Origin of the sequence: Exiguobacterium sp. s101, assembly GCF_018617835.1 — a bacterium.
GTDB lineage: Bacteria > Bacillota > Bacilli > Exiguobacteriales > Exiguobacteriaceae > Exiguobacterium > Exiguobacterium marinum.
On the sequence record NZ_JACSKX010000001.1, the window covers coordinates 229,950 to 247,259 of the forward strand.

17 protein-coding genes and 1 riboswitch are annotated in these 17,310 nt (G+C 48.4%); of the genes, 1 reads left to right on the top strand and 16 read right to left on the bottom strand.

What is annotated here, in order from left to right:
- Window positions 1–4 precede the first annotated feature (4 nt).
- The 7 genes from plsX to KNO76_RS01225 all read right to left on the bottom strand — a co-directional run bounded on the left by plsX (window position 5) and on the right by KNO76_RS01225 (window position 7,352).
- Window positions 5–994 carry a phosphate acyltransferase PlsX gene (gene plsX / locus KNO76_RS01195; RefSeq protein WP_214881612.1) on the bottom strand — a complete coding sequence of 330 codons (990 nt, stop codon included), beginning with the start codon at window positions 992–994 and terminating at the stop codon, window positions 5–7.
- A complete protein-coding gene (gene fapR, locus KNO76_RS01200; protein ID WP_015881355.1) occupies window positions 991–1,560 on the bottom strand; it encodes a transcription factor FapR in 570 nt (189 codons plus the stop codon). The genes plsX and fapR overlap by 4 nt, the downstream gene beginning before the upstream one ends.
- 85 nt (window positions 1,561–1,645) lie before the next feature.
- Entirely contained in the window at window positions 1,646–3,676 is a 2,031-nt protein-coding gene (gene recG, locus KNO76_RS01205; protein WP_214881615.1) for an ATP-dependent DNA helicase RecG, read from the bottom strand.
- Window positions 3,663–4,550, bottom strand: coding sequence for an L-serine ammonia-lyase, iron-sulfur-dependent, subunit alpha (gene sdaAA / locus KNO76_RS01210; RefSeq protein WP_214881618.1), 888 nt, complete (start codon window positions 4,548–4,550; stop codon window positions 3,663–3,665). Before sdaAA ends, recG begins: the two co-directional genes overlap by 14 nt.
- Before the next feature lie 12 nt (window positions 4,551–4,562).
- Window positions 4,563–5,225 carry an L-serine ammonia-lyase, iron-sulfur-dependent subunit beta gene (sdaAB, locus tag KNO76_RS01215; RefSeq protein WP_214881621.1) on the bottom strand — a complete coding sequence of 221 codons (663 nt, stop codon included), beginning with the start codon at window positions 5,223–5,225 and terminating at the stop codon, window positions 4,563–4,565.
- A gap of 62 nt (window positions 5,226–5,287) precedes the next feature.
- Entirely contained in the window at window positions 5,288–6,967 is a 1,680-nt protein-coding gene (locus KNO76_RS01220; RefSeq protein ID WP_026826284.1) for a DAK2 domain-containing protein, read from the bottom strand.
- A gap of 22 nt (window positions 6,968–6,989) precedes the next feature.
- Window positions 6,990–7,352, bottom strand: coding sequence for an Asp23/Gls24 family envelope stress response protein (locus KNO76_RS01225; RefSeq protein ID WP_015881350.1), 363 nt, complete (start codon window positions 7,350–7,352; stop codon window positions 6,990–6,992).
- Window positions 7,353–7,604: 252 nt separating this feature from the next.
- Here KNO76_RS01225 and rpmB point away from each other — a divergent pair, with 252 nt between their 5' ends.
- On the top strand, window positions 7,605–7,793 hold the full coding sequence (gene rpmB / locus KNO76_RS01230; RefSeq protein WP_015881349.1) for a 50S ribosomal protein L28: 189 nt from the start codon (window positions 7,605–7,607) through the stop codon (window positions 7,791–7,793).
- A gap of 56 nt (window positions 7,794–7,849) precedes the next feature.
- On the opposite strand, the gene KNO76_RS01235 is transcribed toward rpmB, so the two are convergent.
- The 9 genes from KNO76_RS01235 to fmt form a co-directional block, all read right to left on the bottom strand.
- On the bottom strand, window positions 7,850–8,434 hold the full coding sequence (locus KNO76_RS01235; protein ID WP_214881625.1) for a thiamine diphosphokinase: 585 nt from the start codon (window positions 8,432–8,434) through the stop codon (window positions 7,850–7,852).
- A complete protein-coding gene (thiT, locus tag KNO76_RS01240) occupies window positions 8,431–9,006 on the bottom strand; it encodes an energy-coupled thiamine transporter ThiT (RefSeq protein ID WP_214698184.1) in 576 nt (191 codons plus the stop codon). The genes KNO76_RS01235 and thiT overlap by 4 nt, the downstream gene beginning before the upstream one ends.
- Before the next feature lie 73 nt (window positions 9,007–9,079).
- Window positions 9,080–9,180: riboswitch (TPP riboswitch) on the bottom strand.
- A 20-nt stretch (window positions 9,181–9,200) separates the two neighbouring features.
- A complete protein-coding gene (rpe, locus tag KNO76_RS01245) occupies window positions 9,201–9,857 on the bottom strand; it encodes a ribulose-phosphate 3-epimerase (protein ID WP_026826287.1) in 657 nt (218 codons plus the stop codon).
- A gap of 3 nt (window positions 9,858–9,860) precedes the next feature.
- On the bottom strand, window positions 9,861–10,748 hold the full coding sequence (gene rsgA, locus KNO76_RS01250) for a ribosome small subunit-dependent GTPase A (protein WP_214882006.1): 888 nt from the start codon (window positions 10,746–10,748) through the stop codon (window positions 9,861–9,863).
- Window positions 10,749–10,789: 41 nt separating this feature from the next.
- Window positions 10,790–12,742, bottom strand: a complete 1,953-nt coding sequence (gene pknB / locus KNO76_RS01255; protein ID WP_214881628.1) for a Stk1 family PASTA domain-containing Ser/Thr kinase — start codon at window positions 12,740–12,742, stop codon at window positions 10,790–10,792.
- A 5-nt stretch (window positions 12,743–12,747) separates the two neighbouring features.
- The gene (locus KNO76_RS01260) at window positions 12,748–13,482 is read right to left on the bottom strand and encodes a Stp1/IreP family PP2C-type Ser/Thr phosphatase (RefSeq protein ID WP_026826290.1); all 735 of its coding nucleotides are present in this window, start codon (window positions 13,480–13,482) and stop codon (window positions 12,748–12,750) included.
- Between the two features lie 8 nt (window positions 13,483–13,490).
- Window positions 13,491–14,576: a dual-specificity RNA methyltransferase RlmN gene (gene rlmN, locus KNO76_RS01265; RefSeq protein WP_026826291.1), complete on the bottom strand. Its 1,086-nt coding sequence runs from the start codon at window positions 14,574–14,576 to the stop codon at window positions 13,491–13,493.
- 4 nt (window positions 14,577–14,580) lie between these two features.
- Complete coding sequence (gene rsmB, locus KNO76_RS01270) at window positions 14,581–15,912, bottom strand: 16S rRNA (cytosine(967)-C(5))-methyltransferase RsmB (RefSeq protein WP_214881631.1); 1,332 nt, start codon at window positions 15,910–15,912, stop codon at window positions 14,581–14,583.
- Complete coding sequence (gene fmt, locus KNO76_RS01275; RefSeq protein WP_214881634.1) at window positions 15,899–17,299, bottom strand: methionyl-tRNA formyltransferase; 1,401 nt, start codon at window positions 17,297–17,299, stop codon at window positions 15,899–15,901. Before fmt ends, rsmB begins: the two co-directional genes overlap by 14 nt.
- Window positions 17,300–17,310 lie beyond the last annotated feature (11 nt).

Consider the following 17,310-nt stretch of genomic DNA (forward strand, 5'->3'; position numbering starts at 1 on the left):
TCGCTTAGTCTATCGCTTTGGCACGCTTGATTTTATCGACGACATCGTGGTCTACCATGATTTTTGCCTGTTTCAATGCACTCATGATCGCGAGTGCATCACTCGACCCATGAGCTTTGATGACAGGCGCATTGATCCCAAATAATCCAGCTCCACCATGTTCGCGATAATCAAGCGTTTCTTTCAATCGTCTTAATTTTGGTTTTAAGATGAGAGCGGCGAGTTTTGATACAAGATTGCTCGTGAATTGTTCTTTCATCATTTTCATGAGCATCGCCGACGAGCCTTCTACACCTTTTAATAAGATGTTTCCAGCAAATCCTTCTGTCACGATGACGTCCACGTCACCAGACATCGCTTCACGTGCCTCGACATTTCCAACGAAGTGGACAGGGGCCTCTTCAAGGAGGGGGAACGCATCTTTTGTGAGCGCATTTCCTTTCCCGGCTTCTGTCCCAATATTGAGAAGGGCGACACGTGGCGTTTTAATGCCACGAACGTGTTCCGCATAGAGTGAACCCATGATCGCATAATCTACAAGGTGTTCGGCCTTCGCATCCGGATTCGCTCCGACATCCAGTACGACGACACCACTACCTGTATATGTAGGGAACGTCGGAGATAATGCCGGACGCTCGATTCCCGGGATTCGTCCGATGATGAAAAGAGATGCCGCCATCAATGCCCCAGTATTTCCGGCAGACACGAGGGCATCCGCTTTCCCTTCTTTGACGAGCTTTGCCGCTACAACGAGCGAACTGTCTTTCTTACGGCGAACCGCTCGAACCGGTTCATCCTCACTTGTGATGATCTCACTTGCTGGAACGACCGTCACACGCGGGTCGTCAAGACCGTATGAGGCAATTTTTACCTCATCACCGACTAAAAAGAGTTCCATCGATTCGTTCGGATATTGATCGACGAACCGTTTCACACCTTCCACAATCGCCTTCGGTGCGTGATCGCCACCCATTGCATCAATCGCTAACTTCATGCTTGTTCCTCCTCACCACGTCGGTAAATCGTGAAGTCGCCGTCAAAGACGCACTCCTCGCCGACATAACTTTCGACCGTGACATCTGTTCTCCCGTCCCCACGTAGCTTCATCACACGAGCCTTGGCAACGACTCGCTCTCCAAGATGGACTTGGCGACTGAAGCGGATGTCCGCTTTAGTGGTCAACGCCAATTCATCATTGATGAGCGCCACCGCTAACGAGTTGGCTTGCGCGAACAAGACGTGTCCACGGGCAATCTCATTGCGGCTAAAGACGTGTTCTTTTTCTATATCGAGGACTGAGATGGCAGAGTCATCTAGTTTTAAGTCAATCATATCACCGATGACCTCGCTCATTGAAAGCGATTTGACTTCATCGAGATGTTCGGAAGCCACATGTTTGATTCGTTCCCTTACTTCTGGAATTTTTAATTCCATCCGGTCGAGCCGAATCGTCTGGATGCTGACGGAAAACTGTTTTGATAGTTCTTCGTCTTTGATGAACGGGTTGTGTTCAATCGTCTCTTGTAACAAGCGTTGCCGCTCTTTCTTAGGTACCCGCATTCAGTTCCCTCCTAAACTAATCACTAAAGAACTTAACACCTGGTACTAATAGCAGTATATATTCTTTAGTCGTCATTTTCAAGTATTATTCTAACCTTTCCCCTACGAGAAGGTCGAGTTGTTTTAAATAGCTACGTAGCACCTTAAACTGGTCTTCATGCCAAAATGCGTCACTTTCGAGCATCGCCACAGCATCTTGTCTCGCCACTTCCATCACTTTCAAATCGAGAACGGGATCGGCGACCCGGAAGCTTGGTAGACCACTCTGCGCGGTACCGAAGAAATCACCGGCACCACGTAACTCCAAATCTTTTTCCGCTAATACGAAGCCGTCGTTCGTTTCAGTCATCGTTTTCAGTCGAACTTTTCCGACGTCGGACTTAGGGTCTCCGACAAGGACACAGAATGATTGATGGGCGCCACGACCAACCCGGCCTCTCAGCTGATGCAACTGGGCGAGCCCAAAACGTTCGGCATCATGAATGATAATGAGAGAAGCGTTCGGAACGTTCACGCCTACCTCGACGACAGTCGTCGACACAAGAATTTGTGTCGCATTATCGGCGAACGACTTCATCACGTCATCCTTTTCAGCACTCGATAACTTTCCGTGCATCAGTCCGACTTCATGATTCGGGAAGCGGTCTTTCAAAATTTCATACAAAGCCGTCGCACTCTCCACTTCGAGCGTATCCGACTCTTCAATAAGTGGCGCAATCACGTATGCTTGGCGACCGAGCGACAGTTCCCGATCGACCATCGAATGAACACGATCGATTTGGTCATGTTTCGCCCAATACGTTTCAATCGGTTTTCGTCCTTTTGGCATCTCATCGATTGTCGAGACGTCCATCTCTCCGAACGCGCTAATGGCAAGTGTTCTTGGAATCGGAGTCGCGGTCATATATAACACGTCCGCAAATTCAGCCTTGTCTCGTAGCTTCTTCCGCTGCTCGACACCAAAACGGTGCTGTTCGTCCGTGATCGCCAAATGTAAATTCGAAAACTCGACCGGCCCTTGAATGAGCGCATGTGTCCCTACGATGATGTCGACGTCTCTTGATTGGATTGCTGTAAGGAGCGCTTCTCGCGCCTTTCCTTTTACCGAGCTCGTCAACAGGGCGATCGTGATGCCAAACGGTTCAAACAATTCCTGTAAAGACGTCGCATGTTGTTCTGCTAAAATCTCTGTCGGCACCATCAATGCACCCTGATACCCTGCCATGACGGTCGCATACAAGGCAATCGCGGCAACGACGGTCTTCCCGCTCCCGACATCCCCTTGTAATAGTCGGTTCATCCGTTCTGGTTTTTCAAGGTCAGATACAATTTCACGGATGACCCGTGTCTGAGCTCCCGTTAACGGAAATGCGAGTCGTTTGACGAATTCATTCAATTGATGTTTGTCGAGTTGAAGGGCCCGACCGTTTCCTGACCGCTCCATTTTCCGAAACGCCTGCAATTTCAATTGATACATGAGACATTCTTCATATACATAACTTCGTCTCGCTCGTTTATAAGTGTCAACAGTATCTGGAAAGTGCATCCCACGAAGCATCGTCATCCGATCTTCTAGTCGATACCGGTCGCGAATGACTTCCGGCACCTGTTCCGGGAGATCGCTCACCTGTTCAAAAGCCAGTTTCACGATTCGACTGAAATTCTTTTGCGTCAGCCCGGCTCGAAGTGAATAAATCGGCTGTAGTCCGCCTGACGGGGCACCAAATTCGAGGTCGGTCGCGCTGATCGTCATCCGATTCATGTCCCATTTTCCTTTGACCGTCACCGTTTCGCCAATCACTAGCTTGTCCTTGTAAAACGCGCGATTGAACATCGTCACTTGGACTGCATACCGTTCTTCTAGTAATAGTCTAAACTGAAGGCGATTTTTACCTTTACTATAATAACGAACGAGCGGTTCGCCTTGGACTGTCCCACTCCATTTGACAAGGTCCCCATGTATAGCCGTGGTCACAGTTCCGCTATTATAATTCTCATAACGAAACGGGACGTGCTCTAGCACGTCCTCGATTCGAACAAGTCCCATCACTTCTAATTTTTTGGCCATTTCTGGCCCGACTCCTTTCAAAGTCGTTAGTCGTTCATTGTTTCGCATCTTCTTTCGCTCCAAATATATTTCGTTCGAGACGATGAGCCGTTGGTGTATTGGCAAGTCCACCTTTTGCCGTCTCTTTTAATGCGGTCGGCATCATTTGACCGACTTCATGCATCGCCGAGATGACTTCATCACATGGAATACGCGAGGTGATACCCGCGAGCGCCATGTCTGCGGCGACAATTGCGTTGGCACCACCCATAGCGTTACGTTTCACGCATGGGACTTCTACGAGACCCGCCACAGGATCACAGACGAGACCAAGCATGTTTTTAAGTGCGATTGCAAATGCTGTAGCCGATTGGTCCGGTGTTCCGCCGGCCGCTTCGACGATTGCAGCTGCAGCCATTGCGGTCGCCGATCCGACCTCGGCCTGGCATCCGCCCGCCGCTCCCGATATGGAGGCGTTGTTCGCCACGACGAATCCGAATGCACCTGATGTGAACAAGTAACGAATCATCGCATCACGGTCCATCTCGAGACGATCCTTCACAGCAAACAACGTTCCTGGCACGACGCCCGCGCTCCCCGCAGTTGGTGTCGCACAGATTCGTCCCATCGCGGCATTCACTTCGTTCGTCCCGATTGCTTTTGACACCGCATCTAAAATGAGGTCTCCGGCAAGCGATTTGCCTGAACGAATATAGTCTTGCATGAGTACGGCATCGTTCCCCGTCAATCCCGTAACAGACGTAACACCTTGGAGCGCACGTTCGACCGCTTCTTCCATCACCTCGAGATTCCGGTTCATCATACCGATGATGTCCTCCCGACTTGAGCGTCTGACGTGCATCTCTTGTTCGATCATCACTTCAGAAATCGGAATGCCTCGTTCAGTGGCAATCTTCACTAACTCTTCTACTGATTTAAACATCACACATTCTCCTTATTCCCCAAAAATAGCTATCCGTTCAATTTGTGGCAACCGCTCGAGTTCTGCTAGCACGTCAGCAGGGATGGTCTCATCAATCTCAATGGCCATCAAGGCCTGCATTCCTTTTTCGTGACGGCTCACTTCCATATGACCGATGTTCAATTGGTGATTCGCCAAAACTCCCGTAACTGCTGCGATTGCACCGAATCGATCATGGTGTAAGACGACGAGTGCAGGTCCCCCTCCTGTCAATTTTAACGGGAACCCGTTCAATTCGGTAATTTCAATCGTTCCCCCACCGATTGAGACACCGACGATTTCAAATGTCCCAAGTTCATCTTCGAGCAGGACGCGTGCCGTATTCGGATGATCTGTCAACAAATCACTCGTTTCAAAGATGACTTCGATGCCTTTCTCACTAGCGATGTCTAACGCCTGCGGGATTCTCAAGTCGAACGTTTCAAACCCCATGATTCCACCGACGATGGCAACATCTGTCCCGTGACCTCGATATGTGTCAGCGAATGACCCGTAAAATGTGATATGCGCGGTACGTGGTGTTCTCCCGAACAACTTCCCTGCCATCAACCCAATTCGAGCGGCTCCTGCTGTATGTGAACTCGACGGACCGACCATGACTGGACCGATAATGTCAAACACACTACGATATTTCATCAATTTTCCCCCTTTCAAAAATCCCTACCTTCATTATACAGAAGGTAGGGACTTGAAACAGCTTATTCCACACTAAAAATATAAGAGTAAAGCGGTTGTTTGCCGTCGTGAACTTCAATTTCTATCTCGTCATTCACTGATTCGATATATGACGTCAACGCTTCTACATCTGATTCAGATGAACCTTCACCCGTTAGAATTGTGATGATTTCGTCATCCGCATCGATGAGAGCATCGACTAGTCGCTTAGCCGCTTCAAGGCTTGATGAAGACGACGAGACGATTTTCTTCTCTGCAATCGCCATATGCTCGTCCTTTTTAATCTCAACGCCATCGATGCTCGTATCACGAACAGCGTACGTCACCTGGCCGGATTTCACTGTCTCAGCAGCCGACTTCATCGCTTGTTCGTTCATCTCGACATCTGCCTCAGGATTAAAGGCGATTGCTGCTGCAAGGCCTTGCGGGACCGTCTTCGTTGGAATGACCGACACGCCACAAGGTGCGACAGACGCTGCTTGTTCAGCAGCCATGATGATATTTGAGTTATTCGGGAAGATGAAGACATGTTCCGCATGTGCAGATTCAATCGCCTTGACGATATCTTCTGTTGATGGGTTCATCGTCTGTCCGCCTTCGATGACGTGTGCCGATCCGAGGGAACGGAACAACTCACTGACACCTTCACCCATTGCCACCGTCACGATTGCAAATGGTGCTTTTGGTTTCTCATCTTGTTGAACGCCTTGTAGATTTATGCCGTGTTCTTCTTCGAGAATGGTCGAGTGCTGTTGACGCATGTTCTCGATCTTGACTGCGACGAGTTCACCGAAGCGCTGCCCTTTCGTAATGACCTCACCTGGTGTCTCGACGTGAACGTGAACTTTTAATAATTCTTCGTCGGCGACGACAAGAAGTGAGTCCCCTAGTTCAGACAATTCGTTACGGAACGTGTCTTCGTTGAATGGTGTATCTTTCAACTTATCATCTTGGAAACGAACCATAATTTCCGTGCAGTAGCCGAATTCAATGTCTTCTGTTGACATGAATCCTTGCGCCGCATGCGCGTGATGCTCTGCCTCAATCAACGCATCCATCACTGGAGCATGAGGTTTTTCGAGTTCTTTGCCTTCTAGGCTCGCGAGGAATCCTTCATAGATGACGAGAAGTCCTTGACCGCCAGAGTCGACAACACCGACTTCTTTTAATACCGGTAACAAGTCCGGCGTACGATCTAACGATGCTTTCGCTTCAACGATGACACGTTTCATAAATTCAGTAAAATCACTTGTCGACTCTGATGCAAGGAGCGCTTCGTCGGCCGCTTCACGAGCAACCGTCAAAATCGTTCCTTCAACCGGTTTCATAACCGCCTTGTATGCCGTGTCGACACCTCGCTTGAGAGCTTCCGCAAAATCAACTGTCGTGAGTTCTGTCTTTCCTTCAACGGCTTTACCGAATCCGCGGAACAACTGACTTAAAATAACGCCCGAGTTCCCACGTGCCCCCATGAGCAGTCCGCGAGCGAACTTTGATGACACCTCTGCAATATTTGATGAGTTCATGGCCGCTACTTCTTTCGCACCTGACGTCATCGTCAAATTCATGTTCGTTCCCGTGTCTCCGTCTGGAACCGGGAAGACGTTAAGCGAATCTACATAATCTGCGTTTTGGCTCAAGTTGGTCGCTCCGTTCGCAATCATGTTTGAGAGCGCCAATCCATCTAAACGTTTTAAACCCACACCAAATCCTCCTCCGTTTTCGTCAGTCATTCGTCAGACGAACGCCTTGAACGAATATATTTACCGACGAAACGTTTAATCCTAAAGTTTCTCCGAGCGTGTACTTCACTCGGCTTTGCACGTTGTATGCGACTTCAGATACTTTCGTTCCGTAGCTTACAATGATGTGCATGTCGATATGTACGTCTTCATCTTCTTGACGTACGACGACACCACGTGCATAATTTTCACGTTTTAACAATTCAGCAATGCCGTCTTTCAATTGTGCTTGTGAAGCCATGCCGACCACACCGAAGCATTCCATCGCTGCACCACCTGCGAGTGTTGCGATGACGTCACTTGTGATGTCAATATTGCCATATGTTGTCTTCATTTCAATTGCCATATGGAGTAGCCTCCTTTATTCGGAATGATTCCTAATGTACATTCTACAATAAGTACCTAGTTATTAAAAGAACCTGCTCCAGAAACTCGGTCAATTAGCGCGATAACCTCATTCATTATTCAAATCCTTGCGAGTAATGTCAAGTTTTTTTCTTGTCATGGTATGATTTTCTAGTTGCATCGGGAAAAAAGCCGTGCTAATATAAACGAGTGTCTATTAGGACGAACCCACATAAAAAAGGAGGGGAAACGCATGGCACGTAAATGCTACGTAACAGGTAAATCACCTAAATCAGGTAACAACCGTTCGCACGCACTCAACAAGACAAAACGTACTTGGGGTGTGAACGTACAAAAAGTTCGTATTCTCGTTGACGGTAAACCGAAACGCGTTTGGGTTTCAGCTCGCGCACTTAAATCTGGTCTCGTTGAACGCGTATAATACTTATACACGAACGAATAAATCCCAGCGGCATTCGCCGATGGGATTTTTTTTGCTTATTTTTTGACGACCATGACGAGAACGATCCCCCGATGAACCGTCAATCGGGCAAATGCTTCAGTCCATTCATTGGAAATCGTCAGCGCTTCTTCACTCTTGATGTCATGATGTTCGAGCGGGTACTTGACACCATCAATAGAAATAGTCGCTGTCTTCCAAGGTATGAAAGACAAATAGTAGCCTTCTTTTTTTGAAAAGCTATAATCACCGGCTTTAACGAGATAGACTGTTTGACCATTCCCATGCAAAACCATCTCAGGATACTTCTCGAGCAAACCGACGTTCGCGAACGTCATATCGACTCGCCCACCGAGCGCCCCGTATACGTGCATCCTCGTTGCCCCTCGCTCTCTTGCCAACTGAAGCGCAATCTCAAGGTCCGTCACATCTTTCTCGGACGGATAGCGTAACGCTTCTTTCGGTGGTTTTCCCACAAACGAGTCAAAATCTCCGACCACAACGTCCGGTTCAATCCCTTCATCTAACAGTCTCTGATAACCTCCATCAACACCGATGACATAATCGGCACGACGCGGTAAAGGAATAACTTCCGGACTTGCCGCGACGATCAAGACATTCATTGACGAATGTCCCGTGTAGCTACACGTGTGAAACGTGGAGCTGTTGTAAAGAGTAATACTAATACGATGGCTGAAATAATAAAGGATGGGGCCATGTACGTCGCGTTATAACCGAGTGAATACGCTACGACCGGGCCTTCCGCATACTCGGCGAAAAAGACGATACCCGAGATGACATGTGCCGCGTAACGCAACACCGACCCGATCAAGGCACCGAGCACCAAATATGTCGCGAGTGTCTTTGTTGCACCTTGACCGGCCGCCTGTTTCACACGACCAGCAAACACACCCGCCATACCGACGAGGCCATAAGCGACCGTATAGTCGAGCAAGAACTGTACAGGCGTGAAGATGTAGGCACCGAACAACAGTTGAAGCGTCCCGACGAGTGCACCTGTCGCAAGTCCCCCTTTCAATCCGTGACGGAATGCCATCACAAAGATCGGGAGCATCGCTAGACTAATCGAGCCCCCTTGTGGCAAGCGGTATGGGATGAGTAAATCAAAGATTAGCCCGAGCGCCGCAAACAATGAAATTTCGATGAGCGCTTGTAATTTAAAACGTGATTTCATCTTTCTTCCTCCTTTAACTGTTTGAACGACAAAAAGCAGCATGACGTAAACGCCATGCTGCTTAGATTCGCAACGTGCATTTTCGCCACATCCCTACGTCCGTGTGAACGGAACAGGTTCAAAGGGTTAGCGTATGCCTCTCAGCCACATCATGTGACACCCCTTGCGACAATATCTTGTTGTTCTATAGTTGATTATACACGAGATGCGCCACGAATGCTATCGATGGCTGCTTTATAATCCGGTTGATTGTAGATGGCCGAACCGGCAACTAGTACATCGGCACCCGCATCGATGCAATGTTTCGCCGTCTCTTCGTTGACCCCACCATCGATTTCAATTTCAAAATCAAGTTGGCGATCCTGACGCAGTTGGTTGAGCGCTGAAATTTTCGGTACGACCGATTCAATGAACGCTTGTCCACCAAACCCTGGGTTGACGGTCATGAGCAATACCATATCAACATCTGGGAGCACATGTTCGATTGTCGACAATGGTGTATGCGGATTCAAGACGACTCCACATTTCGCACCAGCCACTTTGATTTGTTGCAAGACACGATGCAAATGGTTCGTTGCTTCCACATGAACGGTCACGATATCCGCGCCTGCCTTCACAAAATCTTCCACGTATCGCTCCGGTTGGTCAATCATCAAGTGCACATCGAGGACCATATCTGATTTTTTACGTAAGCTCGCGAGCACAGGTAGACCAATCGAAATGTTTGGCACGAACTGACCGTCCATCACATCGAAATGGATATAGTCTGCTCCCGCTTCTTGAACAGCTTTCACTTCTGCCTCCAAATTGGCAAAATCGGCAGCTAAAATGGATGGTGCAATTTTAATCATCTGTCAATACCTCCGTTTTCGATCATTTAACTCTTCCATAAAGGTAACATAATTATTGTAGCGAGTTGAAGCAATTTTACCATCTTGAACGGCTTGTTTAATGGCGCAGCCTGGTTCGTTGATGTGAACACATCCTCGGAACTTGCAATCGTCGTGTCGTTCGACAAACTCCGGGAAACACCATCTGAGCTCATCAGTCTCGAGTTCCTGTGGAAACTCCAAACTCGAAAATCCCGGTGTATCTGCTACTAGTCCGTCCGCCAATTGAATCAACGTCACATGACGCGTCGTATGCTTCCCCCGACCGAGCGACTTGGAGATTTTACCGGTTGCTAACTCGAGTTCTGGTGCGACTGCATTCAGTAGCGAACTTTTTCCGACGCCCGTCTGCCCGGCGAAGACACTCGTCTTCCCTTTAAAGAGTCTCCGTACTTGCTCGACTCCATCCGAAAGCTCCGTTGACGTCTCAATCACATCATATCCGATTGCACGATAGCAATCCGCAGCCTCTTGAATCGGTCCGGTTTCTGTTTCACTCAGCAAGTCCATCTTCGTCAAGACGATGATCGGATGGATCTGTTTTGACTCAATCAGAATGAGGAATCGATCAAGTAAATGATAGGAAAATGCTGGCTCTTTTACTGAAAAGAGGAGAAATGCTTGATCGATGTTGGCAATCGGCGGTCGGACGAGATGGTTCTGACGCTCCTCTACTTCAAGAATATAGCCGGTCCCATCCTCTTGGTCTTGAATCACTACATCGTCACCAACTACAGGCGAGATGTTACGTTTCCGAAAGTTTCCTCTGGCGCGACACCGAATCTCTTGATTCGATTCGGTCATGACATCATAAAATCCACCCTGTAAGCGAATAATCGTTCCTTTCAATATGACTACCTCCTTTAAAAAGAGGTGACGCTACCGTCACCTCTTTATTGTGCCTCTTTGGCTTGCGCATATGTGACTGAATCGGTTCGGACGATCTCACCATCAACTTCAATCGTTGCTGTCCCGACTTCGTTGGGGGCAATGACGAGCGTATACGAATACGTTGTTGTTTCTGTGATTTCATCTCGTAATACTTCAATTTCACCACGTGCATCGACCGTACGAATGACGACTTCGACCGCTTTCGGTTTTTTGTCTTTATCCGGTTGCTCGACTTCGACACTGACTTCTCGTTCAATCGAAACATCGGTCGGTTCAACGCCCTCTGAGACGATGACTGTGAGTTCTGTACCAGGGTCAACTGCAGTCCCTGCCGTCGGAAGTTGGCGGATGATTTGACCTTTTGGAACACTTGTCGAAAATTCATCACGTCTCACAATTTTCAGTTTGTTTTGCTCAGCATAGGTCGATGCTTCCTCGAACGTGTACCCGGCAAGATTCGACAGTTCCACTTTGTTGCTTCCTGTCGATACGACGAGCGTGACCGTTACTTCGGACGGCACGACCTCTTCACCTGGTTCGAGCGATTGGGAAATAACATCTCCATTGTCGACCGTTTCTGAAGCCTCTGTTTTAATTTCAAGGTCACTGAACGCCAAGTCTTTTAGCATTCGTTCAGCCGCAGTTTGCGACAGTCCTTCCACATTCGGCATCTCGACCGTCTCTTTACCGGCAGAAACGACAATTGACACCGTCGTGCCTCGTTTCGGTTTACGTCCTTCTTGAGGGTTTTGCGAAATGACCTCACCTTCTTTGACGTCATCACTCGCCCGCTCTGTCACTTCGACGACAAAGCCTGCGTTTTCAAGTTCAGACGTGGCATCACCGATGCTCATTCCGACAACATCAGGTACGACGGCACGTGACACCTCATCAGCGACCACGTATGCTGCGATACCACCACCAATTAATGACACGACGAGCAAAATCCAAATCCACCATTTACGCTTCTTCTTTTTGACCAGTGGCTGTTCTTCAGCTTCCTGTTCTTTTGATGCAGAAATTGAAGATGTTGATCCAGGTGTTTCCATTTTTTCTTCAGTCATGATTGGTGTCATGACGAGCGTTTTGTCGAACTCATCCTGATTGGTTGGGAGACGTCTCGGTTCATCGGCACGTTCACGACTCAATGCGGTCATACAATCTTTCTTGAAGGCTGCAACCGAAGTATGACGGGCACCCGGTGACTTCGCCAACGCTTGCATGACACAGTTTTCAAGTGCTTGGGGAATATTCGGATTCAAGTCCATCGGTCGAATTGGATCATCCTGCAGATGTTGAAGCGCAACGGCAACCGGTGTCTCTCCTATGAACGGCACACGACCTGTCAACAGCTCATAAAGGACGGCACCGAGCGAATAAATATCTGACTTCTCATCAGCAAATTTACCACGTGCCTGTTCAGGCGAGAAATAGTGGACAGATCCAAGTACCGACATCGTATGCGTCAACGTCGCATTCGACATCGCAACCGCAATCCCGAAATCGGTCACCTTCACGTTTCCAAGTTGATCAATCATCATATTTTGTGGTTTGATATCACGATGAATGATTCGGTTCGCATGGGCATGATCTATAGCATCACAAATCTGTCCCATGATACGCAGTGCCTCATCGACAGATATGTACTCCTCTTGCAAATATTGTTTCAATGTCACCCCATCGACATGCTCCATGACGATATAGTACAAATCTTCTTCATCGCCGACGTCATAGATGGCGACGATATTCGGATGGTTCAGACTCGTAGCCGCATGGGCTTCTCGCTCGAACCGGCGTATAAATTGTTCGTTATGTGAGAATTCAGATCGCAACACCTTGATGGCGACGGTTCGGTTTAAGATCTCGTCATGAGCTCGGTAGACATTTGCCATGCCTCCGCTGCCGATTTGTTGTTCGATCCGATAACGATCGTTGATTCGTTCTCCGCTTCGCATCGGATTCATCCTCTCTTTCTATCTGTAAATTGAATGAGGGCGACCGTGATGTTGTCGCTCCCTCCCAATTGATTGGCTTCCGCAATGAGTTGTTCAGCTTTTTGTTCAGCCGATACAGCTTGTTGTAAAACGTGTTGAATCGCCCCATCGGTCATATGTGTCGTCAATCCATCCGTACAAATTAAAATCACATCAAACTCAGGGTCAGCGAGCACTTGCACGTCAGGTTTGACCTGTTCGCTTGAACCGATCGCCCGAGTGATGACATTTCGTTTCGGATGAATCCGCATCTCTTCTTCCGTCAATTCACCGAGCTGTTTGAGCACGTTGACGTAAGAATGGTCTTCCGTAAGACGTCTCAATTCGTTCGCTTGGAGCGCATAGACACGACTATCTCCAATATGGACAATCACAACCGTCTCCCTGCTCCAACAAACGGCCGCTACAGTCGTTCCCATCATGACGAGATCGGATTGCTTCGCAAATTGTAGTACTTGTTCATTCGCCAGGTCGATGTGATGGCGGAACCATCGTTCGATTTCGACAGGAGTTTGAGGGAGCGACGGGAAAGCACGTCGAAACTCTTCAATCACGATTTGACTCGCGACCTCTCCCGCTGCATGTCCACCCATCCCGTCTGCAACTAGCGCAATTCCTGATAAGGTATCGCCTAAGATTAAAACTGCATCTTCATTTTGTGTGCGTACTTGTCCGCGATCTGTTCGAAATGCTAATTCCATCTATCTGATTACCTCGTTTCTTGTTCGCGCTCCTTCGCTCGAAGCTGTCCACAAGCGGCATCGATATCCGATCCTTGCTCGCGGCGAATCGTTACGTTCACGTTGCGGTCTTTGAGCACTTTTTCAAAGGCGAAGATTTGAGCTCGTGGTGTCCGTACGTAATCACGTTCGAGTACATGGTTGACGGGGATCAAGTTGACGTGACATTTGATTCCTTTCAATAGGTCCGCTAAAAGATGGGCATACTCTTCCGTATCATTTACGCCACCGAAGAGTCCATATTCAAACGTGATCCGACGACCGCTCTTTTCCGTGTAATAACGGACAGAATCCATCAACTTGTCTAAGTCAAAGGCACGGTTGATTGGCATGAGCTTGGTGCGCAATTCAGTCGTTGGCGCGTGAAGCGAGATGGCGAAGTTGATTCGCATTCCTTCATCGGCAAACTTATAAATTTTAGGAACGATCCCACTTGTTGATACCGTGATATGACGCGCTCCGATGTTGAGCCCGTTGTCATGGTTGACCGTACGTAAGAAACGCATCAACTCATCGTAGTTGTCGAACGGCTCGCCGATTCCCATGACGACGACCGAGTCGACACGCTCTCCTGTTGCGTCTAATGCACGCTGCACGTCGAGAACCTGCGCCGTGATTTCACCGGCTTCTAAATTTCGTTTCAATCCACCGAGTGTGGACGCACAGAACGTACATCCGATGCGACATCCGACTTGTGTCGTGACACAAACTGAGTTTCCGTATTCGTGACGCATGAGAACCGTTTCAATCGAATAACCGTCTTGTAATTCAAATAGGAACTTGATTGTACCGTCCTGTGATTCTTGTTTGACCAATTCTTTTAATGTCGTCAATTGGAAGGATGCTTCAAGTTTGTCGCGAAGCGCTTTCGGGACGTTCGTCATATCGTCGAAAGTTATGACACGTTTGACGTACATCCAGTCATATAACTGTTTCGCTCGGAATGACTTTTCTCCTGCTTCGATAACCCATGCCTCGAGTTCAGGAAACGTCAACGAATAGAGTGACGGCTTTGCGCCTACGAGTGGATTCTTTTCAACTGCTTTTGGATTCATTGTTTTATACCTCTTTCTTAAATGCGGCAATATAGAAGCCGTCGGTACCGAATGTCGTCGGTAATAATTTTAGTTCAGCACGGTCCGATTCCATGATCGGACGAACAGATTGCGGGAGACGTCCTTTGAGCGTTTCGTCCCACGCCAATCCTTTCGACAGAATGTAGTCAGCCTGTATCTCATTTTCAGACGGGTCGATCGTACATGTCGAGTAAACTAGCGTACCACCTGGTTTGAGCAGTGGCAATACGGCATCGATGATTTGTCGTTGGATCTTTGGTAAGTTTTCAAGCTGGGTCTTATCCTTCGTCCATTTAATATCCGGCTTCCTGCGAATGACGCCGAGTCCTGAACACGGAACGTCTAAAAGAATCCGATCAAAGCTCTCTCGTTCAAACCGTTCACCTGCTAAACGAGCATCAAGGGCAAGTGCGGTCACTCCATTGATGTGTAAACGTTTGGCTTGCTGGTCGATCAACTTTGCTTTATGTGGATGTAAATCTAGTGCGGTGAGCGACCCATTTTCCATTCGCTCGGCCGTATGCATCGCCTTCCCACCAGGGGCGGCACACGCGTCCAAAATATGATCATTTGTCGAAACACCGAGAGCATCTGCGACAATCATCGAACTCTCATCTTGAATCGACAAAAGGCCTTCCTCGATGAATGAGGTCGAATGGACGTTTCCGGACTCTACTACTAATCCATCGATGGATAGTTCAGACCGCGACGTCAGAACACCTGCGTCAGCCAATTTGTTCATCATCTCATCTACCGTAATACGTTTGCGGTTGACCCGAACCGTTACAGGAGCAGGTTCGTTGTTCAATTGACAAATCGCCTCTGCCGTCTCGACTCCATACAAGTCAATCCAGTCTGCGACGAGCCATTCCGGGTGACTATGCTCGATTGAAATCCTTTCCGCGTCGGTCAAGCCACTGAAGTCCGGAAACCCTTCACGGAGCACGTTACGTAACACCCCGTTCACAAACTTACTCGTTCCGAGATGATGCCCCCGTTTCTTCGCGATTTCGACCGCTTCATGTAGGACGGCTCGGTCCGGTACTTTATCGAGATAAAAGAGTTGATACACACTCATTCGAAGTAGCGGGATGACGAACTTATCGAGCTTCTTCGGGGAACGAATGCGATCTTTTAAAATGTAATCGAGTGTTCCCTTACGGCTTAGTGTCCCGTAAACGAGTTCTGTATAAAGGCCGACATCTTTAGGGGTCACCTTTTTTTGTTTCAATGTGTCATTGACGGCAATCGTAGAGTACGCGCCGCCCTGTTCAATTTTCATCAGCGTATCAAGCGCTGCTTCACGTACGTTCATGATTTCCTCCTAATCGGTCGCCAACACGTAGCTTCTGTCCGGCGCCACGCATAAAGGTCGCACCATCCATTCGTTTTTTACCGGCCGGTTGCAAATCCGTCACTTTGATTGCAACATCGTTTCCGGTCGCCACGACAAATCCGTCTTCTTCGAGACGAATAACTTCTCCAGGTTGTCCTGTGCCGGTCGTTTTTTCTCCCATGAACAACTTCACCCGTTCTCCGTCCAGCGTAGAATAGGCAGTCGGGAAGGGATTCATACCTCGAATATGGTTGTATATGGCTTCCCCGTCCATCGTCCAGTCAATCTGTTCCCGCTCACGGCTGATATTTGGCGCAAATGTTACCTCACGTTCATCTTGAGGGACTGCTTCAATCCATCCTTCCAAGAAGGCCGGAAGGGTGCGAATGAGCAGGTCACTGCCTGCTACAGCTAGTTTATCAAACAATGATCCGACTGTATCCGTTTCTTTAATCGGTACAATCGTATTGGCAATCATATCACCTGCGTCCAACTTGTCGACCATATACATGATCGTCACACCCGTCTCAGACTCACCATCGAGGATCGCTTGATGAATCGGTGCACCTCCGCGGTATTTTGGAAGAAGAGAGGCATGGACATTGATGGCTCCGTTTGGCGGTGCCTCGAGTAATCCAGTCGGAACGATTTGTCCGTACGCCGCTGTGACGATGAGGTCTGGGCGTAACTCTAAAATCTCTGCATAATCTGTTCGAACTTTCTCGGGCTGTAGAACCGGAATCCCATGACGAAGGGCACATTCTTTTACAGGCGTCGGCTTCAGCTCACGTTTTCGTCCGACCGGTTTGTCGGGCTGAGAAACGACACCTACGACATTGTATCCTTCTTCAAGCAGTCGCTCAAGTACAGATACAGCAAAGGTCGGTGTTCCCATGAAGACGATGCGTTTGTCCTTCCCGGAATTAGGCACCGCGAGCTTGTCTGTGAACAAGACGCCGTCCAGATGGTCCATCTCATGTTGAATCGCACGGGCAAAAAAGCCATTCGCTTTAACCGTATAAGTACGTCCTTTCAAGTCCTGATTTTTGACGACAATCGATTCATGTCGTTCCACGAATCCGAATTCACCCGGGATACTTAAACATCCTTCAAGTCCGACTTCTCGACCTGACGTCTCAATGATTTCCGGATTGATCAAGACGAGCGGTCCCGTCTCATCGTCTGTATGGACGACCGCAAGTCGCTGATTCAAATTGACTTGCGGTGCCGCGACACCGACTCCATCATACTCATACATTGTATCGAATAAACGGTCGACCGTTTGACGTAACTTTTTATCGAACTTTGTCACTGGTTCGCACGTCACGCGTAAAATTTCATTTGGTACTTCTACTACTTTATACATGTCTCTCCACC